This is a genomic window from Klebsiella sp. Sb-30 (genome assembly GCF_057652795.1).
Window position 1 is genome coordinate 618,382 of sequence record NZ_CM172749.1, and the last position, 26,436, is coordinate 644,817.

Here is a 26,436-nt window from a genome sequence, read left to right on the forward strand (position 1 = left end):
GGAACAAGAGAGATAAAGACATGACAATGAAAGTTGGTTTTATTGGCCTTGGCATCATGGGTAAACCCATGAGTAAAAACCTCCTCAAAGCGGGTTACTCGCTGGTGGTTGCCGATCGTAATCCGGAAGCCATCGCAGAAGTGATTGCCGCAGGCGCTGAAACCGCCGCTTCGGCGAAAGCGATAGCTGAACAGTGTGAGGTGATCATCACCATGCTGCCGAACTCTCCGCATGTGAAAGAGGTGGCGCTGGGCGAAGGCGGCATTATTGAAGGGGCGAAGCCGGGCACCGTGCTGATTGATATGAGCTCCATTGCTCCGCTGGCGAGCCGCGAAATCAGCGATGCGCTAAAGGCGAAAGGCGTAAATATGCTGGATGCGCCGGTCAGCGGCGGCGAGCCGAAGGCCATTGACGGTACTTTGTCGGTCATGGTTGGCGGTGATAAAGCGATTTTTGACCAATATTATGACCTGCTGAAAGCGATGGCGGGTTCTGTCGTGCATACCGGCGATATCGGTGCGGGCAACGTGACCAAGCTGGCCAACCAGGTGATCGTGGCGCTGAATATTGCGGCCATGTCTGAAGCATTGACCCTGGCGACCAAAGCAGGTGTGAACCCGGATCTGGTGTATCAGGCAATCCGCGGCGGTCTGGCCGGCAGCACCGTACTGGATGCCAAAGCGCCGATGGTGATGGATCGCAACTTTAAACCGGGCTTCCGTATCGATTTGCATATCAAAGATCTGGCGAATGCGCTGGATACGTCCCACGGCGTGGGGGCGCAGCTGCCGCTGACCGCGGCGGTGATGGAGATGATGCAGGCGCTGCGCGCTGACGGTCTGGGTACCGCCGACCACAGCGCGCTTGCGTGCTACTACGAAAAACTGGCGAAAGTGGAAGTCACTCGCTAACAAGAAGGGCGCGGATAGCGCCCTGTAATTCTTGCCTTGCGCGGCACTGTCAGGCTAATAACTATGAAAATCGTAATCGCCCCAGACTCATATAAAGAAAGCCTCTCGGCCACTGAGGTTGCACAGGCTATAGAAAAAGGTTTTCGGGAGATTTTCCCCGATGCGCTCTATGTGAAGGTCCCTCTCGCCGATGGCGGAGAAGGGACCGTTGAGGCGATGATCGCCGCGACACAGGGAACCAAAATGAGCGCTTGTGTGACGGGGCCGCTGGGTGTGCCGGTTGATGCCTGCTGGGGGCTTTCCGGGGATGGTCAAACCGCGTTTATTGAAATGGCGGCGGCCAGCGGGCTGGGGCTGGTGCCTCCCGCGCAGCGCAATCCGCTGTTGACGACCTCGCGTGGTACCGGTGAGCTGATTTTGCAGGCGCTGGAGCATGGGGCGAGAAAGATCATTATTGGTATTGGCGGCAGTGCAACCAACGACGGTGGCGCAGGGATGGTGCAGGCGCTGGGCGCGCGGCTTCGCGACGCGAACGGCGTTGATATTGGTGACGGCGGTGGCAGCCTTGCCTGCCTGAATTCGATTGACCTGTCCGCACTGGATGTTCGGTTGCAGGAGTGTTCAATTCACGTGGCCTGCGATGTCTCTAACCCACTGACTGGCGAGACGGGCGCTTCGTGGATTTTCGGCCCGCAAAAAGGGGCGACGGAAGCGATGATCCTCGAGCTGGATCGTAATCTTGAGCACTATGCGGATGTGATTAAGCGAACTCTGCGTGTCGATGTCAAAGAGGTCGCCGGAGCCGGTGCCGCAGGTGGCATGGGGGCGGCGCTGATGGCATTTCTGAATGCTGAATTACGTAGCGGTATCGAGATTGTGACCCAGGCGCTGAATCTGGAAGAGCATATTCTTGACTGTTCGCTGGTGGTGACCGGTGAAGGAAGGCTCGACAGTCAAAGCATTAGCGGTAAGGTCCCGGTCGGCGTCGCGAGCGTGGCGAAAAAATACCGTAAGCCGGTGATTGGTATTGCCGGCAGCCTGGCCCGCGATGTCGGCGTGGTACATCAGTATGGTATCGACGCGGTGTTCAGCGTGCTGACCACTATCACGAGCCTGGAGGAGGCCTTCCGCGGTGCTTCGGACAATATTTATCGCGCTTCACGGAATGTTGCCGCGACTTTGCAGGTCGGGATTGTGATGGAAGGATGACAACCGACGGTAAACCTTTTATACTTCGCGCCGAAGCTGACCAGACAGTCGCCGCTTCGTCGTCGTCCTCTTCGGGGGAGACGGGCGGAGGGGAGGAAAGTCCGGGCTCCATAGGGCAGGGTGCCAGGTAACGCCTGGGGGGGAAACCCACGACCAGTGCAACAGAGAGCAAACCGCCGATGGCCCGCGCAAGCGGGATCAGGTAAGGGTGAAAGGGTGCGGTAAGAGCGCACCGCGCGACTGGTAACAGTTCGTGGCACGGTAAACTCCACCCGGAGCAAGGCCAAATAGGGGTTCACAAGGTACGGCCCGTACTGAACCCGGGTAGGCTGCTTGAGCCAGTGAGCGATTGCTGGCCTAGATGAATGACTGTCCACGACAGAACCCGGCTTATCGGTCAGCTTCAACTCATTCAAAAACGCCCATACAGCGCAATCTGTATGGGCGTTTTGCGATATGGGGCAGAAGACGATGAATGACTGTCCACTCCGCTCTCAATGAAAAGAAAGCGGCTTATCGGTCAGCGTCAACTCATTCAAAAACGCCCATACAGCGCAATCTGTATGGGCGTTTTGCGATATGCGGCAGAAGACGATGAATGACTGTCCACTCCGCTCTCAATGAAAAGAAAGCGGCTTATCGGTCAGCATCAACTCATTCAAAAACGCCCATACAGCGCAATCTGTATGGGCGTTTTGCGATATGCGGCAGAAGACGATGAATGACAGTCCACTCCGCTCTCAATGACAAGAAAGCGGCTTATCGGTCAGCGTCAATCATGCAAAAACGCCCTGCGCAGGATAAGCTAAGCAGGGCGTTTTGCTATTTCCGAAGGTGGCCGTTCAGGCGGTGTTTTCTTCGTCCTGAATCCGAATTTCGGCTTCTGAAACAATTGCTTCCAGTTCGCTTAGCATCTCTTCATAGCCAAAACTTACGGCCTTCGTTGGCTCCGTTAACAGCGGCTCGGGCGACGATACGGCTTTCTTTGCTTTCTTCTTATGCTTACTCACTGACAGACTCCATGACTCCCGTTATTACACCGGTAAATCTATCAGTAAAGCGCGCAATGGCGTGTCGGCAACAAGGGTAATGTTAGCTTCGTCACGAATAAATGCCCCGTCACCGCAGGTCAGGGCCTGTTTTGCTTCTTCATGGGCGACGGCATGCACCGTTCCATGAATCGATTGCAGGTAGGCGCGCGGCCCGTGTAGCTGGACATCAACCCGCTCGCCTTTGGCGAGATCGAGATGGTGGATCCAGACCTGCTGACGCAGCTGTAAACTGTTGTGCGCGCCGTCAGGTGAAGCGAGCAGCTGTTGCCCGCTACCAGCGATAGCCATTTTCTGCAGCAGCGGATTTTCCCGCTGCGGACAGGCATCCAGCCACAGCTGCATCCGCGTCAGCGAACCGTCTTTACTCAAATTGTGCTCGCTGTAACTCACCCCTGGTTGAGTGGATATCAGCAGCGCTTCGCCGGCCTTTGCCTGCACATGGTTGCCATCACTGTCACGATATTCCGCTTCCCCTTCCAGAATCAGGTTCAGGATATCGACTTTCGGGTAGGTACGCGGTTGAAACGACGCGCCGGGTGCCAGAACTTCCTGGTTGAGCACGCGCAAAGAGGCGTAGCCTAACAGTTTAGGGTCAAAGTAGTGTCCAAAGGAAAAGGTGTAGCGGGCCTGCAGCCAGCCGAAATCTGCTTGTCCGCATTGTTTGGCTGTTCGGGTAGTAATCATTTTCTTGACCTCTCTTTACACTAAATCAATGGTAAAGGTATGGACGCTGTATTGTTAGCCAGATATTCTGCCCGGTATATTCAAATTTCCTGAATGAGAGTGCTATGGCTAAAGAGAGAGCATTGACGCTGGAAGCGTTACGCGTAATGGACGCTATCGACAGGCGTGGGAGCTTTGCTGCTGCGGCCGACGAACTCGGACGGGTGCCCTCAGCCCTCAGCTACACCATGCAAAAGCTGGAAGAGGAACTGGATGTAGTGCTGTTTGACCGCTCAGGTCATCGGACAAAATTCACCAACGTTGGGCGGATGCTGCTGGAGCGCGGGCGCGTGCTGCTGGAAGCGGCCGATAAGCTCACCACCGATGCCGAAGCGCTTTCGCGCGGCTGGGAAACGCATCTGACCATCGTGACCGAAGCCCTGGTACCAACCCAGGACTTCTTTCCGCTGATTGAGAAGCTGGCGACCAAATCGAATACCCAGCTGTCGGTGCTTACCGAAGTGCTGGCCGGCGCGTGGGAGCGGCTGGAGCAGGGACGTGCGGATATCGTTGTCGCCCCTGATATGCATTTTCGTTCCTCATCGGAGATTAACTCCCGCAAACTCTATTCGGTGCTGAACGTCTATGTTGCTGCGCCGGATCACCCCATTCACCAGGAGCCGGAGCCGCTTTCCGAAGTGACGCGGGTAAAATATCGCGGCGTGGCGGTGGCAGATACCGCCCGCGAGCGTCCGGTTCTGACGGTACAGCTGCTCGACAAACAGCCGCGCTTAACGGTCAGTACTATTGAAGATAAACGTCAGGCTCTGCTGGCGGGACTGGGGGTGGCGACGATGCCCTATCCGCTGGTCGAGAAAGACATCGCCGAAGGGCGCTTACGGGTTGTCAGCCCGGAATATACCAATGAAATTGACATCATTATGGCGTGGCGCCGCGACAGTATGGGCGAAGCGAAATCATGGTGTCTGCGGGAGATCCCTAAGCTGTTTGCCGGGAAGTAAATCCGCTATGCGCTCCTTCCGCGGGAGGAGCGCATCATTCACGATGACAGGGATTTGGGATCCGGCCCGAAACGGTTGTTCCCAGGCGTGCCGTTCTGGCAATTGAAGAGCAGAATGATCAGCCAGCCAATAACCGGAATCAGCATCAGCAACAGCCACCACGCCGAGCGATCCGTATCGTGTAAACGGCGAAACTGCACCGCCCACCACGGCAAAAAGACCAACACGCCATAAATCGTCGTCAGGATGCCTTCACCTCCTGCGCGCTGCCATCCCAGCATTTTATCGATGATGCTCAGTACGCCGGTCAGGATGATGTTGACCAGAATAAACATCCAGTACTCTTTGCGGCGTGCGCGGCCGCCAAATCCAATGTAGTTTCTCAGTACTTTTAAATACCAGTCCATTTTTACGCCTCGATTAACGGTCAATCACTTGTTTTTAAAGCGATCGCAATAAGAATAGACGCGAATAGCAGACGGGTAAATATGCCGGATCTGAAAATATCGGGCGCCGGGAAGGGCGCCCGGCAGGTTAGCGGAACAGAAGGTCCCGGCCGTGCGGCTCGGTGAGATCCTGCTGAGGACCGACGGAGATAATCCCGGTTGGGTTAATCGTTTTATGGCTGCGATAGTAGTGGTGGCGGATGTGGGCAAAATTCACCGTCTCCGCAATACCCGGCATCTGGTAGATATCGCGCAGGAAACCATACAGATTGGGGTAGTCGCTGATACGGCGTTTGTCGCACTTAAAGTGGGTCACGTAGACCGGGTCGAAACGCACGAGGGTTGTCCACAGACGAATATCGGCCTCGGTCAGCTGGCTACCCGTCAGATAGCGATGCTGGCCCAGAATTTGTTCCAGGCGCTCCAGCGAGGTGAACACCGCATCGACAGCCTCATCATAGGCCTGCTGGCTGGTGGCGAACCCGGCTTTATAGACGCCGTTATTGACGTTGTCGTAGATCCAACCGTTCAGCGCATCGATATTTTCGCGCAGCGCGGGCGGGTAGTAATCGCCGGCGGTGGCGCCCAGTCCGTCAAAGGCGGTATTGAACATGCGGATGATTTCAGCCGACTCATTACTGACGATCGTATGCTGCTTTTTATCCCACAGAACCGGCACCGTGACGCGTCCGGTGTAGTGCGGATCGGCGTGCAGGTAGAGCTGATAGAGAAATTCATGTTGATACAGCGTATCGCCGGTCGCCTCGGGAAAATCGTCGTCGAAAGTCCAGCCGTTTTCCAGCATCAGGGGGTGAACCACCGAGACGGAAAGAAAAGGATCCAGACCTTTGAGCTTGCGCAGAATTAACGTGCGGTGCGCCCACGGGCAGGCGAGGGATACGTACAGATGATAGCGATCTTTTTCTGCAGCAAAGCCGCCGTCGCCGGAGGGGCCCGGTGCGCCATCGGCGGTCAGCCAGTTGCGGAAGGCTGAAACGGAACGCTTGAAACGCCCTCCGGTGGATTTGGTGTCATACCAGGTATCGTGCCAGACGCCGTCGATTAATTGTCCCATTTTTTCCTCCTTCAGACTTCAGATAGCAAAAGCGAGGAGATATCTCCTCGCTTTGTTCTTCACTCAGTATAGTGTGCTTACCACTTTTTATTCAGCACGCGGTCGATGCTGAATGCGCCCGGACCGGTGATGGCCAGCAGCAGGAAACCGCCTGCGATGGTCAGGTTTTTCATGAACATCAGCGAGTTCACGCCTTCAGCAAAGTTGCTGTGGAACAGGAACGCGGTCAGCAGGGTGAAGCCTGCGGTGAACAGCGCGGTAGTACGTGTCAGGAAACCGAACAGAATCGCCAGACCGCCGCCGAACTCCAGCAGAATGGTTAACGGCAGTAATGCGCCCGGTACGCCCATGGCTTCCATATATTGTTGAGTACCCGCATAACCGGTGATTTTTCCCCAACCTGCAGTGATAAACAGGATTGGCATCAGAATGCGTGCTACCAGTACACCAACATCTTCTAATTTTTTCATTTCTTACTCCAGAAAACCCAAAGGGCGGCGATTTTGTTTTTTGGTGCAATCCTGCGTAGTTACGCGGGGTTGCTGTCGATGGAGAGAATATTAGCGAGGCTCGAAAGGAATTGTTAGCAAGGAAAACTGTAGATCTTCATCAAAGATTCTGAGTGATCGCGATCGGTAAACGCGACCTGACAAGGGCCACGAGCAGAGCTCAACGCCGCCGTCGGCGGCTGGAGTGGTGACGAAGAGCGGCGCCAGTTACGAGGCGTTTACGCCCCGGAACAAGGAAAACAGGGATGGCGGAGGTGTGACGGGCAGGGTGTTTAGAGGGAGGATGTCTGGCGCAGCAGGCGTTTTGCCATGCGCCAGGCGCTCCAGAGACCGAAGCCGCGTTTAGTCCAGCGCAGTAAAAAGCGCGGGTGACGAACGGACCATACTGCCATGATACCGCTGCCGACCACCGCCCAGGAGCGAAGATGCTGGAGGGTCAGCCAGCCGCGGTCGAACGGGGCGGTCGCTTCGAGCCAGTCGCGACGGCTGGCGATTAAATCCAGCCGCTGCTGTTGGATCTGGCGCAGCAGCAGCGCTTTCCGCTGCTCGCGTTGCTGTTTGCTGTTCATAGGCGTTCGTCCTCCAGCAGAGCGCGGTCTTCAGCCAGCTCTTTGCGCGTCAAGCGCAGGAAAGTCGAACGGCGGGCTTTGCGCAGCGTCCAGATACCGCCGATTAACGAGCTGAGCAGCAGCACAGCGGTGGTCGCAATCATTACGTACAGCCGATACTGGGGATCGATGGCCCAGATAATCAGAACCAGCAGGCTCATCAGGCCAAAGGCGGCAAACAGCAGCGTCAGCCCCAGCATCAAAAACAGCTGGAAGAGGTTCGCCTTCTCTTCTTCCAGCTCCACGACCACCAGGCGCAGGCGCGTTTCGACCATTTCAACCAGCAGCGTAATGATCCGCTGGCCGATACCGAAAACGCTCTTTCCCGGCCCCTGCGTGTGTTGAGAATCCGCCATAATTAACGACGCGTCAGCAGGACACCCAGCACCAGCCCGACGGCTGCGCCAATACCTACACCGGTCCACGGATTTTCACGGACGTACTCGTCGGCGCGGGCGGCGGTTTCACGCGTTTGTCTGACGATGGCATCGCTGGTTTCACCGAGCCGGACGCGGCTCTCTTTCAGTGCGCTCTCTGCTTTGCTACGCAGTTTGCCAATCTCTTCTTTTGACTTATCCGTGGAGGAGTTAAGCACTTCTTCCAGGGTATCAGCCAGCGTCTTCAGTTCTGCACGCAGATCGTCTGCAACGTTGTCTTTAGGCATCTTTCTCTCCTGTAGAGTGGGTCCATGTAAAGTGTGGCTTATTAGTAATCACGCGACTCAAGCGTTTTCAGCTCGTGCTGCGCTTCATCAAGCTTGCGTTGGCGCTTGCTGATTTTATCGGCATCGCCTTTCTGCTCAGCTTCCTTCAAATCGCGCTGACGCTCGGTAATTTCCTCGCGTTGTTTTGCGATTTTTTGCTGATGTTCGGCTTTGAGCTTACCGTCGCTGCAGTTCGCTCTGACTTCACGAAGCGCTTTGTTCAAACCATCAATCCGGTTCTGGTTGTGATGTTTTTCGGCGTAGCTAATCTCCCGCTGGATATCCTGCTCTTTTTCCTGACAGGGGGAGATGGCAAAGGCGCTGGAGCTCAGCGAAGTCAAAACCAGAATCAAAGCGATGCGGTATTTCATGGATGCTACCTTCCATTGTGTGAGGGCATACCCGGGAGATATGCCCGATCCAGTCGATAAACGTCAGCCCGGTGGCTCCCGCAGTCTTAAGCATAGTCAGGAAAACGGGAAACCACCAAACTGCGTGAAAATATTCAGAATTTTGGCTAGTTATCCCAACCTGTGTGGCGCATCGCGCAGACGGGAGAGCCATGCTGTCGGCGTATTTTCTTCCTCCAGCAAAGCAATAATATAACCATGTGGCAGGGCGCGGCCCAGCACTTCTTTCGCGGCGATACCCTGGGCGCTGGAATCAAATTTGATTAACAGGCCGTCTTTTTGCGGGGTGATACTTTTAAAACGAATGCCGTTTGCGTCGAGATGATGCCAGACGGAAAAACCGTCAGGCATGCCAACGCCCTGGGAGACAGGATGGATAGTCAGGGTTGATTCCTGTTGCTGCACCGCCAGCCATAGCCAGAACAGCGCGCACAAAAAAACAGAACCGCCCAGCAGCCAGCTAATCCGGCGTCGGGAGAGGCTTTTTATGGCCATTATCAGCTCCGGCTTCTGTATTTTTTCTTCCACAGGACAACTAACGAGCCGATTAAGCCAAACACCAGCAGCACAACCGGCAGCAGCATCAGGCAGGACATCAGCTGATCCTCATATTTGAGGAATACCGGGGTTTTACCCAGCAGGTAACCCAGGGAAGTCAGAATCAAAACCCACAGCAGGCCGCTCATCCAGTTAAAGAACTGGAAGCGGGCATTGTTCAGACCCGAAAGTCCGGCAATGGTCGGCAGCAGCGTACGAACGAAGGCAATAAAGCGGCCCATCAACAAGGCGGAGAGCCCGTGCTTATGAAACAGGTGATGTGCGCGCTGGTGGTAGTGGGAGGGCAAATGTGAAAGCCAGTTTTGCACAATTCGCGTATTGCCGAGCCAGCGGCCCTGAATGTAGCTGAGCCAGCAACCCAGGCTGGCTGCCGTCGTCAGCAGAAGCAGGGTTTCGGGAAAACCCATCGCCCCTTTGGCTATCAGAACGCCGACCAGCACCAGCAGGCTGTCGCCGGGTAAAAAGGCGGCGGGAAGCAGGCCGTTTTCAAGGAACAAAATCATAAATAAGACAAAGTAAAGCATGCCAATCATGGAGGGATTCGCGAGGGTCTCGTAATCCTGGCTCCATAAAGCATTCAACAATTGGGTTAATAGTTCCATTCACGATTCCTGGTACATCGGTTAACGGTATGTCTGAACGCAGCGTGTATTGCGACATAGATTCTTATGAGATTATGGTCGCTGTTGGTGCGTTCTGAACGGTTCCCTGTTAAAAGTGAAATCAACGCAAGCCTACTTCAGAACGTCAAAATGCATCTAATTGTAACAAAATCGCTGAGTTTACGTCAGAAAAATTGCAGTCGGTTGCTCGTTGATTTTGCTGATTGCGGTGGCGGGAGGCGAGTCTCTTTACACAGGCTGACACTATAGATGTTTGCTTACCCTGGCGGGTTTGCGGGCAGGCGCTGACAGCCTGCCTGAAATGAAGATAACCGCTTATTTTGCGCCATTGGCCGCGGTATCGAGGTGAACGACCGGATTTTCTGCAAACAGATAGCGGTCGGCATTGAATTCAAAATCGTCGCTGGTCTCGTTGAACAACATCAGCTTAGTGTTCTCCAGATGCTGCCACATGGCCAGTTTCGCCGCGTGCGGATCTTTGCGAATCAGCGCTTTCAGAATTTGGTCATGATCGTCACACCAGTTATCCACGGTGCGCAGGTCGATATGGTCATGGAGCTTTTTCCAGTACGGGTTATGCACGCGCTGGGTCCACATTTTTTCAACAATAGCGGCTAACGCCGTATTTTGCGTCGCCAGAGCTACCTGGACATGAAACTGAAGATCCCATTCCGAATCGCGGAAGCATTTCTCTTTACGCGCCTTCTCCTGGATCTCCATCAGCTTCATGATGTCCTGCTTGGTCACCTGGGTGGCGGCGAACTCGGCAATATTGCTTTCAATAAGCTGACGCGCCTGCAGCAGTTCAAAGGGGCCGTAGCTGGCGAACTCCAGCGTTTCATCAACCACCTGCTGATACTTCGGATGGTTGGAGATGACGTGGATGCCAGAGCCTTTACGCACTTCCACATAGCCTTCCACTTCCAGCATGATAATGGCTTCGCGAACCACGGTGCGGCTGACGCTCTTTTCATCGGCGATAAACCGCTCTGCAGGCAGCTTATCGCCCACAAGGTAAACACCTTGCTCAATACGCGCCTTCAGCTCGGCAGCAAGCTGCTGATACAAACGACGCGGTTCTGTGATTTCCATATTCGCTCCCGGAAGATGGCGACAATATTGGATTTGTTATACCACTTTTACGCGCATCTCACCACCGTCAGACATGAAAAAGCCGCCTTCAATGAGGCGGCTTTGTAAACAGATCTCACCGTATCAGGACTAGCTTTGCGTCACCGGCTTAGTCGTTTTGAGCGGCGGGGCGTCGTCATCGGCTGACTTGTTCTTCAGTACGGTCCAGATGACAAGGGCGCCCAGCAGATCGAAGACCGCCAGTACGGCGAACAGCGGGCTGAAACCAATGGTATCCGCCAGAGCGCCGACCACCAGGGCGAACATGGTACTCGCCATCCAGGCCGCCATACCGGTCAGGCCGTTTGCCGTAGCCACTTCGTTACGGCCAAATACGTCGGAAGAGAGCGTAATCAGCGCACCGGACAGTGCCTGGTGGGCAAAGCCGCCGACGCACAGCAGGGCGATAGCCACAAACGGGCTGGTAAACAGGCCGATCATCCCCGGGCCAATCATCAGCAGTGCGCCCATGGTCACGACCATTTTACGCGACACAATCAGGTTAACCCCGAACCAGCGCTGGAACAGCGGCGGCAGATAGCCCCCGATGATGCAGCCCAGGTCAGCAAACAGCATTGGCATCCATGCAAACATCGCGATTTCTTTCAGGTTAAAGCCATAGACTTTAAACATGAACAGCGGGATCCAGGCATTGAAGGTCCCCCATGCTGGCTCGGCAAGGAAGCGCGGCAGCGCGATGCCCCAGAACTGACGGTTGCGCAGGATCTGCCACGGAGACATTTTCTTGCTGTTGTTGGTCTGGTGATGCGATTCCTGACCGCCGATGATGTAGTCGCGTTCTTCAGTGGTTAATTTTTTCTGGTCACGAGGGTGTTTATAGAAGACCAGCCACGCCATGGCCCAGATAAAACTCAGGACACCGGAGATAATGAACGCCATCTGCCAGCTGTGCATCACAATCGCCCAGACGACCAGCGGCGGGGCGATCATCGCGCCGATTGAGGAGCCCACGTTGAAGTAACCGACGGCAATAGAGCGTTCTTTTGCCGGGAACCATTCGGAGCTGGCCTTCAGGCCTGCCGGGATCATCGCCGCTTCCGCCGCGCCGACCGCGCCACGAGCCAGCGCTAATCCGCCCCAGCTGCCCGCCAGCGCCGTTGAACCACAGAAAACGGCCCAGGCGATCGCGAAGAAGGCATAACCGATCTTCGTCCCCAGCACGTCAAGGACGTAGCCTGCCACCGGCTGCATGACGGTATAAGCAGCTGAATAGGCTGCGATGATATAGGAATACTGTTGGGTGGAGATGTGTAACTCTTCCATCAGAGTCGGCGCAGCCGCAGCCACAGTGTTACGTGTCAGGTAACCCAGCACGGTGCCCATTGTCACCAGTGCGATCATATACCAACGTAACCCTTTAATTTTACGCATGTAAAACCTCATCGTTTGTTATATCTCCGCAGCGAGTGCGGCCATCTTCAAACCCTGTACAGGGGTTGAGAAGGAGAAACGGAGGGCTCAGGAGGGAAAACCCATATGGCCCGAACCTTGCCATCAATTGTTTTGCTTAATTCGGTATCCGTACCGGTCAATGCGATGTATTGAATCATCGCGAATACATTCCAACGGTTTATATGTTGCGACGGCAGAAAGATAACTTGTCATACAACTTTAAAAGTTGAGTACTGTCACAAAAGTGGGAAAGTTTATGGGGGTATTATTTCTTGCGAGCAAAGCCAGTGCTGGCGCGGCTTGCACGAGGGTTTACTCCAGAAAGGGTACTTTTTTTGTCAGCGTTTATTGATCTATCTCACGAAAAAGATTTCGGCCTGTAGAAATTGGTGTGATAACTTTGTCAGCATGATAGTCAATCATCTGAAGGGCTCCTCAATGGGGCGAAGAGGAAATGAAAATGACACCGTTTATGACCGAAGATTTTCTGCTTGATACCGAGTTTGCCCGCCGTTTGTACCACGACTACGCCAAAGACCAGCCGATTTTCGACTATCACTGCCACCTTCCGCCGCAGCAGATTGCCGAAAATTATCGTTTTAAAAACCTGTATGACATCTGGCTGAAAGGTGACCACTACAAATGGCGCGCAATGCGCACCAATGGCGTGGCTGAACGCCTGTGTACCGGCGATGCTTCGGACCGCGAGAAGTTTGACGCATGGGCAGCTACCGTACCGCATACGATCGGCAATCCGCTCTATCACTGGACCCATCTGGAGCTGCGCCGCCCGTTTGGGATTACGGGTAAGCTGCTGTCTCCGTCCACCGCGGATGAGATCTGGAATCAGTGCAACGATCTGCTGGCCCAGGAGCGCTTCTCCGCCCGCGGTATCATGACGCAGATGAACGTGAAAATGGTCGGCACCACCGACGATCCGATCGATTCGCTGGAACATCATGCGGCGGTGGCGAAAGACGCGACCTTCACGACCAAAGTGCTGCCAAGCTGGCGTCCGGATAAAGCGTTCAACATTGAGCAGGCGACGTTTAACGACTACATGGCGAAGCTGGGTGAAGTTTCAGATACCGACATCCGCCGCTTTGCCGATCTGCAGGCTGCGCTGGTCAAACGTCTGGATCACTTCGCCGCGCACGGCTGTAAAGTCTCCGACCATGCGCTGGATGTGGTGCTGTTTGCTGAAGCCAGCGAAGCGGAACTCGATAGCATCCTTGCCCGCCGTCTGGCCGGTTCCATCCTGTGCGAACATGAAGTGGCGCAGTTTAAAACGGCTGTGCTGGTCTTCCTGGGAGCAGAATACGCTCGCCGTGGCTGGGTCCAGCAGTATCACATTGGCGCGCTGCGTAACAATAATCAGCGTCAGTTCAAGCTGTTAGGGCCGGATGTTGGCTTTGATTCCATCAACGATCGCCCGATGGCGGAAGAGCTGTCCCGACTGCTGAGCAAGCAGAATGAAGAAAACCTGCTGCCGAAAACCATTCTTTACTGCCTGAACCCGCGCGATAACGAAGTGCTGGGCACGATGATCGGTAACTTCCAGGGCGAAGGGATGCCGGGCAAGATGCAGTTCGGTTCCGGCTGGTGGTTCAACGATCAGAAAGACGGCATGGAACGTCAGATGACCCAGCTGGCGCAGCTTGGTCTGCTCAGTCGTTTCGTCGGCATGCTGACCGACAGCCGCAGCTTCTTGTCCTACACCCGCCATGAGTATTTCCGTCGCATCCTGTGCCAGATGATCGGCCGCTGGGTTGCCGCGGGTGAAGCGCCGGCGGATATTCAGCTGCTGGGCGAGATGGTGAAAAATATCTGCTTTAACAATGCGCGTGATTACTTCGCGATTGAACTGAATTAAGACCAGAGGTCGGTTGCTATGCAATACATTAAAATCCATTCGCAGGATAACGTTGCTGTCGCGTTAGCAGATATGGCGACGGGTACCCAGGTCACCATTGATGATGCTGCGGTCACCTTAAGCCAGGACGTTGTCCGTGGTCATAAGTTCGCATTACGCGCGATTGCGAAGGGAGAAAACGTCATCAAGTATGGTCTGCCCATTGGTCATGCGCTGGCGGATATTGCGCCAGGGGAACATATTCATGCCCATAATACGCGTACCAACCTGAGCGACCTTGACGAGTATCGCTATCAACCGGATCTTGCCGAGCCGTCGGCGCAGCCGGCCGACCGCGACGTGCAGCTCTATCGTCGTGCGAACGGGGAGGTCGGGGTGCGCAATGAACTGTGGATCCTGCCGACCGTCGGCTGTGTCAACGGTATCGCCCGTCAGATTCAGAACCGGTTTCTGAAAGAGACCAACGAAGCGGAAGGCACCGATGGCGTCTTTCTCTTCAGTCACACTTACGGCTGTTCGCAGCTGGGTGATGATCACATCAATACCCGCACCATGTTGCAAAACATGGTGCGTCACCCGAACGCCGGGGCGGTGCTGGTGATTGGCCTGGGCTGTGAGAACAACCAGGTCGACGCGTTCCGTGAAACCCTCGGTGAGTTCGATCCTCAGCGCGTACACTTTATGATCTGCCAGAAGCAGGATGATGAGGTGGAAGCGGGACTGGAGCATCTGCATCAGCTTTATGAGGTGATGCGCCACGACAAACGTGAGCCAGGCAAACTGAGCGAGCTGAAGTTTGGCCTCGAGTGCGGCGGATCGGACGGCCTTTCGGGGATTACCGCGAACCCGATGCTGGGACGCTTCTCGGATTACCTGATCGCCAACGGCGGCACCACCGTGTTGACGGAGGTGCCGGAAATGTTCGGCGCTGAGCAGCTGCTGATGAGCCACTGCCGCGATGAACAAACCTTCGACAAGCTGGTGACGATGGTGAATGACTTTAAACAGTACTTCATTGCGCATAACCAGCCCATTTACGAGAACCCGTCGCCGGGTAACAAAGCGGGCGGGATCACGACGCTGGAAGATAAATCGCTGGGCTGCACGCAGAAAGCGGGCTCCAGCGAAGTGGTGGACGTCCTGCGCTATGGCGAACGTTTAAAAGTGCATGGCCTCAATCTGCTGAGCGCGCCGGGCAACGATGCGGTGGCAACCAGCGCGCTGGCCGGTGCGGGGTGTCATATGGTGCTGTTTAGTACCGGTCGCGGCACGCCGTACGGTGGTTTTGTGCCGACGGTCAAAATCGCCACTAACAGCGAACTGGCGGCGAAAAAGAAACACTGGATCGATTTTGACGCCGGTCAGCTGATTCACGGTAAAGCGATGCCTCAGCTGCTGGAAGAGTTTATCGATACCCTCGTTGATATCGTCAATGGCAAACCGACCTGCAATGAGCGCAATGATTTCCGTGAACTGGCGATCTTCAAAAGCGGCGTCACGTTGTAATGAAGCGCATCCGTTCCGTTTAAAATGGAAACGCGAGAGAGGGAAGAAGGCCCCTCCGCAGATGAGCGGAGGGGAAGGTCGGGATTAATCGCGCAGCGCGTTTTTCGCCAGCTGCTCGTCTTCCGCCATACAGGCGGCGGCGGTAAACAGCACGTCGGTGGAGGAGTTCAACGCGGTCTCACAGGAGTCCTGCAGCACGCCGATGATAAAGCCGACGGCAACCACTTGCATGGCGATATCATTGGGGATCCCGAACATGTTGCAGGCCAGCGGGATCAGCAGCAGGGAGCCGCCCGCCACGCCGGAAGCACCGCAGGCGCACAGCGACGCCACGACGCTCAACAGCAGCGCGGTAGGCAGATCCACCGGAATCCCCAGGGTATGTACAGCAGCCAGCGTCAGCACCGTAATGGTGATGGCGGCCCCGGCCATGTTGATGGTGGCGCCCAGCGGGATCGATACCGAATAGGTATCGCGATCGAGATTCAGCTTTTCACTCAGCGCCATATTGACCGGAATATTGGCGGCGGAGCTGCGGGTAAAGAAAGCATACACGCCGCTTTCGCGCAGGCAGGTCAGCACCAGCGGATAGGGGTTGCGGCGGATTTTCCAGAACACCAGCAGCGGGTTAATCACCAGCGCCACCAGCAGCATACAGCCCACCAGCACCATCAGCAGCTGCGCGTAGCCCCACAGGGTTTCAAACCCGGTGGTCGCCAGGGTTGAGGAGACCAGGCCGAAAATACCCAGCGGCGCAAACCGAATAACCAGTTTCACAATAAAGGTCACCGCGTGGGAGACATCGTTGATCAGGTTTTTTGTCGTCTCATTGCCGTGACGCAGCGCAAAGCCCAGACCCACGGCCCACACCAGAATCCCGATATAGTTGGCATTGAGCAGGGCGTCGACCGGGTTTGAAACCATGCTCATCAGCAGCCCGCGCAGTACTTCAACAATCCCCGACGGCGGCGTAATATCGCCGGCCGCGGAGGTCAGGTGCAGCGTGGAAGGGAAGACAAAGCTGAACAGCACGGCGGTGAGTGCGGCGCTGAACGTCCCCAGCAGATACAGGAACAGAATCGGACGGATGCTGGTTTTTTGCCCCTGCTGGTGGTTAGCGATGGAGGCCATCACCAGCATCAGCACCAGCACCGGCGCTACGGCTTTCAGCGCGCCGACAAACAGCGTACCGAGCAGGCCAACGGCGATCGCCGCAGGTTTTGAAACCAGCGCCAGCAGCACGCCAAGCACCAGACCGATTAAAATTTGTTTGACCAGGCTGCCCTGAGCCAGGCGCTGTAGCAGGCCCGATGGGGGAGTTTGTGTCGTCATGATTATCCCTTGTTGTGATGTTGCTACCGGTCCCATGTACGTATTATTTGTTACGTTTATGTCCGGATGTAAATAAATGTTTGCCTGGTCGAGTATACGGAAAGTGCGCCATCCTGGAAGCGTAAAATGCTGCTTATTTAGCTGAGATCTTATTTTTTAACTATGTATTAACGTTTTTGTGACATGGCGAGAAATAATACGCGGCGGGCGTTGCTGACCGGGTGAAAGTGGTTTTCACCCGGCCATTTAGGGCTTAGTGCTGTAATTTCTTCTTGTCGTGTTGCTTATTGACCCAGGCGTTAATCAGCAGCGTCAGCGCCAGAATACCGCCAACGACGCCGAGCGAGGCGCCAATCGGGATATGGTAGAAGTCGACGATCAGCATCTTGATACCGATAAAGACCAGAATGATCGACAGACCATATTTCAGCATGGAGAAGCGCTCCGCGACGCCGGCCAGCAGGAAGTACATGGCGCGCAGGCCGAGAATCGCGAACAGGTTCGACGTCAGCACGATAAACGGATCGGTGGTTACGGCGAAGATTGCCGGGATACTATCGACCGCAAAAATCACGTCGCTCAGCTCGACCAGGATCAGCACCAGCAGCAGCGGCGTGGCGAACAGGACGCCGTTTTGCCGCGTAAAGAAACGCTCGCCTTCAATCTTATCGGTCATCCGCAGATGGCCGCGGATCCAGCGTACCAGCGGTTTGTCGCCGATGCCGGAAGCATCCTCTTTCGCCAGCGCCATCTTCACACCGGTAAACAGCAGGAAAGCACCGAAGAGATAGAGCAGCCACTCGAACTGGGAGATCAGCCAGCTTCCGGTAAAGATCATCACCGTACGCAGCACGATCGCCCCCAGCACGCCGTAAACCAGCACCCGGCGCTGCAGCGCAGGCGGGATGGAGAAGTAGCTGAACAGCATCAGCCAGACAAAGACATTGTCCACGGCCAGCGATTTTTCAATCAGATAGCCGGTAAGGAAAGCCAGCGCCTGCGGATCGGCAACGGCACGGCCCTGGGTTTGTGTCAGGTACCACCAGAAGACGGCGTTAAAGAGAAGGGAGAGCGTTACCCAGAGAATAGACCAACCCGCGGCCTGTTTCATGGTCATGCCATGCGCACCACGCCGTCCCTGAAGAAGCAGATCGATGGCTAGCATGATCACCACGACCACGGCGAATCCGCCCCATAACAACGGTGTGCCGACAGTATTCATTACTTAATTCCTTACATAAAAACAAAACGGCTGACGTCGGAAGACGGCAGCCGCTGCGTGTTTATGCATAGACCTCGCCTTCCGGCAAGGTCTCACTTACAACAATAAAAGAACCGCGCGATGACGGCAGGACCTTTTATTATTGCCCGGCGACCGGATGCGGTTTTGCACGCATCGTAATGACGATCCACCGGCAAGGAAGTTACTCCCCTTTGCGCGTAACAAAATATGACAAGTCATAAAGGGCGTCAATGGTTGCTGACGGCCTCTTTACACTCTTTTACGCCCCCTGCGGACCATCGGCCGGGAATACGACGCCGGTCTGACGACGAATTTCGCTCAGCAGTCTGGCCGTAATACGGCTGACTTCCAGCCCCGGGTGAACAACCTGGTTGTTCTCCACCAGATGCGCAAACGCCTCCGCCTCGTACAGCATAGTATTGATATGCTGTGGCTGCGTCAGATCCTGAGCCTTCCCACCGCGTGGGATGAAAGAGAGCTTCTGGCACTCGGAGATTTTTTCGATCACCAGCGCGCCGGCTTCACCCTGAATTTCGCTTGGTAGCGTGGAGTCGCTCACTTTAGAGTGGTGCAGGGTGACGTCAAAACCGGCGTAGCTGAGGATCACGGTACCCTGGGCATCAACGCCGCTGTCCAGCAGGCTGGCGCTGGCGTGAACCGCGCGCGGTTCGCCCCACAGCGCCACCGCCGAGGCCAGACAATAGAAGCCGATATCCATAATCGAGCCGTTGGAGAAGGCCGGGTTAAAGGTGTTCGGGTTCTCACCGTCGAGATAGCGCTGATAGCGGGAGGAGTACTGGCAGTAGTTGAAAAACGCTTTGTGCAGTTTGCCTGCCTTACCGAGCGACTGCTGCAGCAGCAGAAAATTTGGCAGGCTGGCGGTTTTGAAGGCTTCGAACAGCACCACCTGGTTTTCGTGAGCGATCCGAATGGCGTCTTCGACTTCCCGCAGGTTTGAGGCCAGCGGTTTTTCACAAATCACGTGCTTTTTATGTTTGAGGAACAGCTGCGTTTGCGGGAAGTGCAGGGAGTTCGGGCTGGCAATGTAAACCGCGTCGACAGCATCGCTTTGCGCCAGATCGTCCAGCGACGTAAACAGCTGGTCGACGGGATAATCGCTCGCAAAGGCCTGCGCCTGTTCAAGGCTGCGAGAGTAAATCGCGGTGAGTTTATACTTGCCCGTTTCATGGGCGGCATCGACAAACTGTTTTGTTATCCAGTTTGTGCCAACAACTGCGAAACGTATCATAAACGTTGACGAACTCCGTTAAAGGGAACCTTTGGTCACTCTAACATGCCACCATGACAAAACCAGTGCGCGACTACGCAGAACGATTTAACGAAAGATGCGTTAGCCACAGACGGGTATCGAACTCCAGCTGGTGGTACTGCGGCTCCATATAGCAACAGAGTTGATAGAAGGCTTTGTTATGCTCCTTCTCCTTAAGGTGCGCCAGCTCATGCACCACAATCATACGTAAAAACGCCTCCGGCGCTTCGCGGAACACCGTGGCCACTCTGATTTCGGCTTTTGCTTTCAGCTTACCGCCCTGGACCCGCGAAATCGCGGTATGCAGGCCGAGCGCATTATTCAAGACGTGGATCTTGCTGTCGTACATCACCTTGTTGATCGGCGCCGCGCCGCGTAAATAGCGGGTTTTCAGATCCTGCGTGTACTGATACAGCGCCTTATCGTTATTGACGTCGTGACCTTCCGGATAGCGCTTCTGCAGAACCGCCCCCAGGCGCTGCTCGGCAATCAATGTGCGGACCTGAGAAAGTAAATTCTCCGGATAGCCCTGCAGGTAAGTGAGTTGACTCATGACAGCTCCAGATAAAAGATCTTCACATCCTCCTTCAGGCTGCATCGGCGCATCTTGAATGATTTTGTGTATAAAAAGGGTATACTCACGCACCCTTTCAGGGATAACGCCGAAATTTTACCATTCAGGAGGGCCGATGAGCCACTTAGACAACGGTTTCCGTTCACTGACACTAAAACGTTTTCCGGAAACGGATGACGTTAACCCGCTACTGGCGTGGGAAGCGGCGGATGAATATCTGCTGCAGCAGTTGGATGACACGGAGATTAACGGCCCGGTCCTGATTTTCAACGATACCTTTGGCGCACTGAGCTGCGCGCTGGCGGAGCATACGCCGTTTAGCATCGGTGACTCTTACCTCACCGAGCTCGCGACGCGTGAGAATTTACGCCATAACGATATCGCGGAATCCAGCGTCAAGTTTCTCGACAGCACCGCGGAGTATCCGTCGGCGCCAGGCGTTGTTCTGATTAAAGTTCCGAAAACGCTGGCCTTGCTCGAGCAGCAGCTGCGCGCGCTGCGCCAGGTCGTGACGCCGCAAACCCGTATCATCGCCGGCGCAAAGGCGCGTGATATCCATACTTCTACGCTGGAGCTGTTTGAGAAAGTGCTGGGGCCGACCACCACCACCCTGGCCTGGAAGAAAGCCCGCCTGATCAACTGTACGTTCAGCGAACCGGCGCTTGCCGATGCGCCGCAGACGCTGAGCTGGAAGCTGGAAGGGACCGACTGGACTATTCACAACCACGCGAACGTGTTCTCCCGCACCGGGCTGGATATTGGCGCGCGTTTCTTTATCGAACACCTGCCGTCGGATCTTGAAGGCGAGATTGTCGATCTGGGCTGTGGTAACGGAGTGATTGGCCTGACGCTGCTGGAGAAGAACCCGCAGGCTAACGTGGTGTTCGTCGATGAGTCGCCGATGGCCGTCGCCTCCAGTCGTCTGAACGTGGAAACCAACATGCCCGAGGCGCTGGATCGCTGCGAGTTTATGATTAACAACGCGCTGTCCGGCGTTGAGCCTTTCCGCTTCAACGCTGTGTTGTGCAACCCGCCTTTCCACCAGAAACACGCGTTAACCGATAATATCGCCTGGGAGATGTTCCACCACGCGCGCCGCTGCCTGAAGATCAACGGTGAGCTGTATATCGTGGCCAACCGTCATCTGGATTACTTCCACAAGCTGAAGAAAATTTTCGGTAACTGCGCCACCGTCGCCACCAACAATAAATTTGTGGTGTTGAAGGCGGTGAAGGTACGCAAGATCCGCTGATCGCATTTGTCGGGCGACAGGCTGCGCGATAGCAATCGTCGTCGCCTGTCGCCTGTCGCCCGGGCCAGCGGGTCATTCAGGCCGCGCCGTTAAATGGTCAGCCCGAGCCGCGTTCCCTGGGCGATGGCGCGGCGAGCATCCAGCTCCATCGCGACATCGCACCCGCCAATCTGATGCACGACTTTTCCGGCCGCGCGTAGCGGATCCGCCAGTTCGCGCTTCGGCTCCTGACCGGCGCAGATAATCACCTGATCAACCGGCAATATCCGGATCTCGCCGCCGATCGTGACATGTAATCCCTCATCGTCGATCTTCTGATAGCTGACTCCCGGGATCATGTTGACGCCGCGGGCCAGCAGCGTAGCCCGGTGGATCCAGCCGGTGGTCTTGCCTAACCCATCTCCGGGTTTGCCGGCCTTGCGCTGGAGCATCACAATGCGCCGCGGGCTTTTCTCCCGCAGCGGCCCTTCCGGACGCAGTCCGCCTGCGCTCTGCAAAGTCGTATCAATACCCCATTCCTCGCAGAACGCGTCGATGTTCTGGCTGGTGGCAACGCCAGGCTGGCTGAGGTACATCGCGGTATCAAAGCCGATCCCACCGCAGCCGATAATCGCGACGCTCTGACCCACCGGCGCCTTGTCGCGCAGCACGTCGAGGTAGCTCATCACCTTCGGATGGGTTATTCCGGCGATCTCCGGCATTCGCGGGGCGATCCCGGTGGCGAGGATCGTTTCGTCAAAGTCCAGCAAACGATCCGCCGTGACCTGCTGGCCCAGCTGCAGGTTAACGCCGTGCAGATCCAGCATGCGCCGGTAGTAGCGCAGCGTTTCGTAAAACTCCTCTTTGCCGGGGATCTGTTTGGCGATATTAAACTGCCCGCCAATCTCCTGCTGGGCATCAAACAGGGTGACCGAGTGGCCGCGCGCGGCGGCATTTACGGCAAAGGCCAGGCCGGCAGGGCCTGCGCCCACAACGGCCAGGCGCTTTGGCCCGACAGCAGGCGTAACCGGCATCAGAGTTTCGTGGCAGGCCCGCGGATTGACCAGACAAGAGGTCACTTTACCGGCAAAGATCTGATCCAGGCAGGCCTGGTTACAGCCGATACAGGTATTGATCTCATCGGCGCGCCCGCTTTGAGCTTTGGAAAGGAACTCGCCGTCGGCCAGAAACGGCCGGGCCATTGACACCATATCGGCGTCGCCGCGGGCGAGGATCGCATCCGCGACGTCAGGATCGTTGATACGGTTAGTGGTGACCAGGGGGATCGACACCGCACCTTTCAGTTTCCGGGTGACCCAGCTGAAGGCGCCGCGCGGTACCGGTGTCGCAATGGTCGGAATACGCGCTTCGTGCCAGCCGATACCGGTGTTGATGAGGGTCGCGCCTGCCGCCTCGATGGCCTGCGCCAGCTCAATCACTTCCGGCAGCGTACTGCCGTCGTTGACCAGGTCGAGCATCGACAGGCGGTAGATAATAATGAAATCGTGGCCAGCCCGTTCGCGTACCGCACGCACGACTTCTACGGCAAAGCGCATGCGCCGGGCGTAATCGCCGCCCCACTGGTCGTCACGCTGGTTGGTGCGCGCGGCGAGGAATTCGTTGATTAAATAGCCCTCTGACCCCATCACTTCGACGCCATCATAGCCGGCCTCCCGGGCCAGCTGCGCGCAGTGGGCAAAATCGGCGATCAGCTGCAGGATCTCATCATGGCTTAGCGCATGCGGGGTAAAGCGGTTAATCGGCGCCTGCAATGCCGACGGAGCCACCGGCCGCGGCTGATAGCTGTAGCGGCCGGTATGCAAAATTTGCAGGGCGATTTTGCCCCCTTCGCGATGAACCGCATCGGTAATATGCCGATGGTGCGCCAGATGGCGGGCATCATCGAGCACCGCGCCGCCGGCCATCGTGACGCCGGAATCCACTGGCGCAATCCCGCCGGTGACAATCAGCGCCACGCCGTGACGCGCGCGTTCGGCGTAAAAGGCCGCCAGCCGTTGCGCGCCGTCGGCATGTTCTTCCAACCCGGTGTGCATGGAACCCATCAGCACGCGGTTTTTCAACTGGGTGAACCCCAGGTCGAGCGGGGCGAATAACGACGGGTAGTGGCTCATAATGGCTTCCAGTCTCTTATATGTAACATTATTGTTATGTGGTCGGATGAGTTACTAATTTAGCCGTCGTCAGCGAAAAGTGAAAAAGGGCGTGCGGTGATTGTGATGGGATTCAAATAACGGTGACGGGAAGTTCCCCTCCTCGAAGGGAAGAGGGGATTTTGCACCTGGGACAGACGTTCCGTGGAGGGTCAGGGGGCCGGAACGACAGGTGGGCGCCGCTCAAGGCCTGGCGCCTGCCACATCGAGGTGGTCAGCCCGCTGTCGACCAGCCCGAGCTGGTCGGCATAGACCGATTGCCATTTCTCCATCATCCCCTGGTACAGTTCGCGGTGCGCCGGATTGGGGGTAAACACCCGATGCCAGCTCACCAGCTTCTCACCCGTGCTGGCCATATCGCTGTACAGGCCGGCGCCGGTTCCGGCGGCGATCGCGCAGCCCAGCGCCGTGGCTTCGCGCACAGCCGGGACCCGCACCGGCAAGCCGGTGACATCGCTGAGAATCTGGCTCCATAATGCTCCTTTCGAGCCGCCTCCGGCGAACACCAGGCTGTCGAACGTCACGCCGGAGAAGCGGGAGATTTGCGCCAGGTTACAGGCAGAGACAATCGCTGCGTTCTCCTCCAGGGCGCGGAACAGAGTGGCCTTGTTGCATTTTTCCGCATCGATGGAGAGGTTAATAAACGACGGCGCGGCGTGATACCACTGCTTAAAGTGCATGGCATCGGAGAAAATCGGCATCACGCCGTGGGAACCTGCCGGTACGCGGCTGGCCATCTCTTCGAGGAGAGCATACGCATCCACCCCCAGGCGTTCGGCAACCAGCTTCTCTTCGGCGCAAAAAGCATCGCGGAACCAGCGCATGGTCAGGCCGGTAAAGAAGCTGATCGACTCGGCCTGCGCCATGCCGGGTATGACGTGCGGGTTGATGCGGATATTCATCTGTGGATCGGTGCGGACCTCCGGCAGGTTCACCACCTGTTGCCAGAAGGTTCCCCCCAGCACCGCGCTTTGGCCGGCGCGTACCACCCCCAGACCCAGGCAGCCAAGCTGTACATCGCCGCCGCCCATGATCACCGGCGTGCCGGCACGGAGTCCGCACTGCTGCGCTGCCGTATCGGTCACCGCGCCGAGCGGAGTGCCGGTCTCTTTGACCGGCGAGAGCAGATCCGCACGCAGCCCGGCCATATCGAGCAGCGCCGGGCGCCAGTCTCGGCTGAACAGGTCGAGCATTCCGGTGGTACCGGCATTGGATGGGTCAACGGCCAGCTCGCCGGAGAGTTTTGCCGCCAGCCAGTCGCTAATCATCGTAATAGTGGCAGCCTGACGGTAAATATCCGGGCGATGGTGAGCCAGCCACAGCAGGCGCGGCATGGCGCTTAGTGCCAGCGTCTGGCCCGAGACATCATAGACTTCCGATTCAAACTGATAATCATGGATCTCTTTAAGCTCCGAGACTTCGCGGCTGGCGCGGGCATCGACGTTGGCGCAGGCCCAGATAGCCTCGCCGTTGCGGTCGTACAGGACGATGCCTTCACGCATGGAACAGCAGGCGATGGACTGAATATCGGCCGCCTGAAGGTGCGCGGCGGCCAGCGCCTGGCGGATACACTGGCAGGCCAGCAGCCAGTTGGTGGTGAGGTCAAACTCCATTGAGCCGGGAACATTTTCCACGCTCAGGTGCTTCCATTCCGCCTGACCGACCGCGACCTGGTGGCCGCTGAGATCGAAAATCACCGCCCGAATACTGCCGGTCCCGGCATCTAACGCTAACAGGTAACTCATGACATGCGCCTCGCGGTTGTTGCGCGGCGCAGGGCCATCAGGAGGCCAGCGTGAGCACCGCGCGTGCTGTTGTCTCTTCCGTTACCAGGCCATTGATGCGTTTGCCCGTCAGGGCGGCATAAATCGCCTGCGCTTTTTCCGTGCCACCGGCAACGCCGACGATGGTCGGCAGCTGCGCCAGCTCGTCGAGGGTGACGCCGAGTAATTCCCGGTGAATCTCCAGATCCTCAACCCGCCTGCCGTCGGCCTGCAGGAAATAACCTAAAATGTCGCCCACCGCGCCTTTACGCGCATACATCAACTGTTCGCCTTCGCTGATGTAGCCGGAGCGCAGGATGGTTGCGTCGCGGCGCTGGTCGATGGCGCCGATCCCCACGACCGCAGCATCCGCCGCGGTGGCCGCCAGAATCACATCCCGGACGCTCGACTCCCGACGCAGAATGTCAGCCACGTCGGCCGAAGAGACCCGCAGCGGCGCCGGAATGATGCTGACGCGACAGGCGGCGTCCAGCTGACCGATACCGGTCATATAGGGGCCCACGCCGCCGGAAAGCGTCACCAGCCGCACCTGCTGCGAACTGATAAATCCGCTCAGGTGCTGCAGACAGCTCATGGTAGCTTCACCAAACCCCACCGCCAGCAGCTGCCCAGGTTCCAGTACCCCCATCAGCGATTGCGCCGCGCCGATCCCCAGCCGCGTATTCATCGGTGGCGTATTGAGCGCCGGCAGCACGCGGGCAATCTTCAGGTCAAAACGCTGTTGCAGCTCGGTTTCCAGCGCCAGACACCCTTCATAGCGGGAGTTGATCTGCACGCGGATCACCCCGGACTGGCGGCCTTTCTCCAGCAGGCGGGAGATCTTTAACCGCGGCAGCCCCAGGCGCTCGCCGATATCGTTCTGCGTCAATCCGTCGTGGTAGTAACACCAGGCTACCCGCGCCACCAGCTCCTCTTCGGCTAGCGCCAGGCCCGCGTAGCGGCTCTCTTCCGTAATGCGTTTTTCGCTCATAAAGTGAACTCTTATAAAAATTTAGATCATATGTTCGTTATTGCGCGGTCGGAAAGTGTGAGCCGCCCGGCAAAACCGATCTTTCATTGTTTGCAGGTTTTTTCCAACGATCTAAAGCATGAAACTGTGATCTTTGCACGGTTGTAAAT

At 56.5% G+C, this 26,436-nt stretch carries 26 protein-coding genes and 1 other RNA gene; 7 read left to right on the top strand and 20 right to left on the bottom strand.

The window, feature by feature from the left end:
• Positions 1-20: 20 nt before the first annotated feature.
• The 3 genes from garR (at position 21) to rnpB (ending at position 2,529) form a co-directional block, all read left to right on the top strand.
• Positions 21-911: a 2-hydroxy-3-oxopropionate reductase gene (garR, locus tag AC236I_RS02980; protein ID WP_004867977.1), complete on the top strand. Its 891-nt coding sequence runs from the start codon at positions 21-23 to the stop codon at positions 909-911.
• Between the two features lie 63 nt (positions 912-974).
• Entirely contained in the window at positions 975-2,120 is a 1,146-nt protein-coding gene (gene garK, locus AC236I_RS02985; RefSeq protein WP_004867976.1) for a glycerate 2-kinase, read from the top strand.
• Positions 2,121-2,152: 32 nt separating this feature from the next.
• Positions 2,153-2,529, top strand: an RNA gene (gene rnpB / locus AC236I_RS02990) — RNase P RNA component class A.
• A 433-nt stretch (positions 2,530-2,962) separates the two neighbouring features.
• Here rnpB and AC236I_RS02995 read toward each other — a convergent pair.
• A complete protein-coding gene (locus tag AC236I_RS02995) occupies positions 2,963-3,130 on the bottom strand; it encodes a hypothetical protein (protein ID WP_004867972.1) in 168 nt (55 codons plus the stop codon).
• Between the two features lie 24 nt (positions 3,131-3,154).
• Positions 3,155-3,856: a pirin family protein gene (locus AC236I_RS03000; protein ID WP_004867969.1), complete on the bottom strand. Its 702-nt coding sequence runs from the start codon at positions 3,854-3,856 to the stop codon at positions 3,155-3,157.
• A 104-nt stretch (positions 3,857-3,960) separates the two neighbouring features.
• On the opposite strand from AC236I_RS03000, the gene AC236I_RS03005 reads away from it, so the two are divergent.
• Positions 3,961-4,857, top strand: a complete 897-nt coding sequence (locus AC236I_RS03005) for a LysR family transcriptional regulator (protein ID WP_004867964.1) — start codon at positions 3,961-3,963, stop codon at positions 4,855-4,857.
• 38 nt (positions 4,858-4,895) lie between these two features.
• On the opposite strand, the gene AC236I_RS03010 is transcribed toward AC236I_RS03005, so the two are convergent.
• The 11 genes from AC236I_RS03010 to AC236I_RS03060 all read right to left on the bottom strand — a co-directional run bounded on the left by AC236I_RS03010 (position 4,896) and on the right by AC236I_RS03060 (position 12,312).
• Positions 4,896-5,264, bottom strand: coding sequence for a DUF805 domain-containing protein (locus AC236I_RS03010; protein ID WP_004867959.1), 369 nt, complete (start codon positions 5,262-5,264; stop codon positions 4,896-4,898).
• 127 nt (positions 5,265-5,391) lie between these two features.
• Positions 5,392-6,378, bottom strand: coding sequence for a glutathione S-transferase family protein (locus AC236I_RS03015; RefSeq protein ID WP_004867958.1), 987 nt, complete (start codon positions 6,376-6,378; stop codon positions 5,392-5,394).
• A 77-nt stretch (positions 6,379-6,455) separates the two neighbouring features.
• Positions 6,456-6,848: a DoxX family protein gene (locus tag AC236I_RS03020; protein ID WP_004867955.1), complete on the bottom strand. Its 393-nt coding sequence runs from the start codon at positions 6,846-6,848 to the stop codon at positions 6,456-6,458.
• Positions 6,849-7,159: 311 nt separating this feature from the next.
• Positions 7,160-7,456 carry a YqjK-like family protein gene (locus tag AC236I_RS03025; protein ID WP_004867953.1) on the bottom strand — a complete coding sequence of 99 codons (297 nt, stop codon included), beginning with the start codon at positions 7,454-7,456 and terminating at the stop codon, positions 7,160-7,162.
• Complete coding sequence (locus AC236I_RS03030) at positions 7,453-7,851, bottom strand: phage holin family protein (RefSeq protein ID WP_004867949.1); 399 nt, start codon at positions 7,849-7,851, stop codon at positions 7,453-7,455. Before AC236I_RS03030 ends, AC236I_RS03025 begins: the two co-directional genes overlap by 4 nt.
• A gap of 2 nt (positions 7,852-7,853) precedes the next feature.
• On the bottom strand, positions 7,854-8,159 hold the full coding sequence (locus AC236I_RS03035; RefSeq protein ID WP_004867946.1) for an ElaB/YgaM/YqjD family protein: 306 nt from the start codon (positions 8,157-8,159) through the stop codon (positions 7,854-7,856).
• Positions 8,160-8,200: 41 nt separating this feature from the next.
• A complete protein-coding gene (locus AC236I_RS03040) occupies positions 8,201-8,569 on the bottom strand; it encodes a DUF1090 domain-containing protein (protein ID WP_032690623.1) in 369 nt (122 codons plus the stop codon).
• 150 nt (positions 8,570-8,719) lie between these two features.
• A complete protein-coding gene (gene mzrA, locus AC236I_RS03045; RefSeq protein WP_004867943.1) occupies positions 8,720-9,103 on the bottom strand; it encodes an EnvZ/OmpR regulon moderator MzrA in 384 nt (127 codons plus the stop codon).
• A gap of 2 nt (positions 9,104-9,105) precedes the next feature.
• The gene (gene yqjA / locus AC236I_RS03050) at positions 9,106-9,768 is read right to left on the bottom strand and encodes a DedA family general envelope maintenance protein YqjA (RefSeq protein WP_004867940.1); all 663 of its coding nucleotides are present in this window, start codon (positions 9,766-9,768) and stop codon (positions 9,106-9,108) included.
• Between the two features lie 336 nt (positions 9,769-10,104).
• Positions 10,105-10,881 carry a transcriptional regulator ExuR gene (exuR, locus tag AC236I_RS03055; RefSeq protein WP_004867938.1) on the bottom strand — a complete coding sequence of 259 codons (777 nt, stop codon included), beginning with the start codon at positions 10,879-10,881 and terminating at the stop codon, positions 10,105-10,107.
• Positions 10,882-11,010: 129 nt separating this feature from the next.
• Positions 11,011-12,312 carry an MFS transporter gene (locus AC236I_RS03060; RefSeq protein ID WP_004867935.1) on the bottom strand — a complete coding sequence of 434 codons (1,302 nt, stop codon included), beginning with the start codon at positions 12,310-12,312 and terminating at the stop codon, positions 11,011-11,013.
• 481 nt (positions 12,313-12,793) lie between these two features.
• Between AC236I_RS03060 and uxaC the strand changes: the two genes are divergently transcribed.
• Positions 12,794-14,206 (top strand): glucuronate isomerase, encoded by a 1,413-nt coding sequence (gene uxaC / locus AC236I_RS03065; RefSeq protein ID WP_004867932.1) that lies wholly within the window; start codon positions 12,794-12,796, stop codon positions 14,204-14,206.
• A gap of 18 nt (positions 14,207-14,224) precedes the next feature.
• Complete coding sequence (locus tag AC236I_RS03070; RefSeq protein WP_113990823.1) at positions 14,225-15,712, top strand: UxaA family hydrolase; 1,488 nt, start codon at positions 14,225-14,227, stop codon at positions 15,710-15,712.
• An 84-nt stretch (positions 15,713-15,796) separates the two neighbouring features.
• Here the strand turns inward: AC236I_RS03070 and sstT are convergent, their stop codons facing one another.
• The 4 genes from sstT to AC236I_RS03090 form a co-directional block, all read right to left on the bottom strand.
• Positions 15,797-17,044: a serine/threonine transporter SstT gene (sstT, locus tag AC236I_RS03075; protein WP_004867918.1), complete on the bottom strand. Its 1,248-nt coding sequence runs from the start codon at positions 17,042-17,044 to the stop codon at positions 15,797-15,799.
• 253 nt (positions 17,045-17,297) lie between these two features.
• Positions 17,298-18,266, bottom strand: a complete 969-nt coding sequence (locus tag AC236I_RS03080; RefSeq protein WP_075808201.1) for a TerC family protein — start codon at positions 18,264-18,266, stop codon at positions 17,298-17,300.
• Between the two features lie 280 nt (positions 18,267-18,546).
• Positions 18,547-19,536, bottom strand: coding sequence for a Gfo/Idh/MocA family protein (locus AC236I_RS03085; RefSeq protein ID WP_118842335.1), 990 nt, complete (start codon positions 19,534-19,536; stop codon positions 18,547-18,549).
• Between the two features lie 73 nt (positions 19,537-19,609).
• Positions 19,610-20,110, bottom strand: coding sequence for a M48 metallopeptidase family protein (locus AC236I_RS03090; RefSeq protein WP_032718272.1), 501 nt, complete (start codon positions 20,108-20,110; stop codon positions 19,610-19,612).
• Between the two features lie 136 nt (positions 20,111-20,246).
• Between AC236I_RS03090 and rlmG the strand changes: the two genes are divergently transcribed.
• A complete protein-coding gene (rlmG, locus tag AC236I_RS03095; RefSeq protein ID WP_015585685.1) occupies positions 20,247-21,383 on the top strand; it encodes a 23S rRNA (guanine(1835)-N(2))-methyltransferase RlmG in 1,137 nt (378 codons plus the stop codon).
• Between the two features lie 89 nt (positions 21,384-21,472).
• Here the strand turns inward: rlmG and AC236I_RS03100 are convergent, their stop codons facing one another.
• From AC236I_RS03100 to lsrR, 3 genes are all read right to left on the bottom strand, one after another.
• Positions 21,473-23,494: an NADPH-dependent 2,4-dienoyl-CoA reductase gene (locus AC236I_RS03100; RefSeq protein ID WP_113990825.1), complete on the bottom strand. Its 2,022-nt coding sequence runs from the start codon at positions 23,492-23,494 to the stop codon at positions 21,473-21,475.
• A 191-nt stretch (positions 23,495-23,685) separates the two neighbouring features.
• A complete protein-coding gene (lsrK, locus tag AC236I_RS03105) occupies positions 23,686-25,278 on the bottom strand; it encodes an autoinducer-2 kinase (RefSeq protein ID WP_004867902.1) in 1,593 nt (530 codons plus the stop codon).
• Between the two features lie 37 nt (positions 25,279-25,315).
• Entirely contained in the window at positions 25,316-26,287 is a 972-nt protein-coding gene (gene lsrR / locus AC236I_RS03110; protein WP_004867898.1) for a transcriptional regulator LsrR, read from the bottom strand.
• Positions 26,288-26,436: the final 149 nt, after the last annotated feature.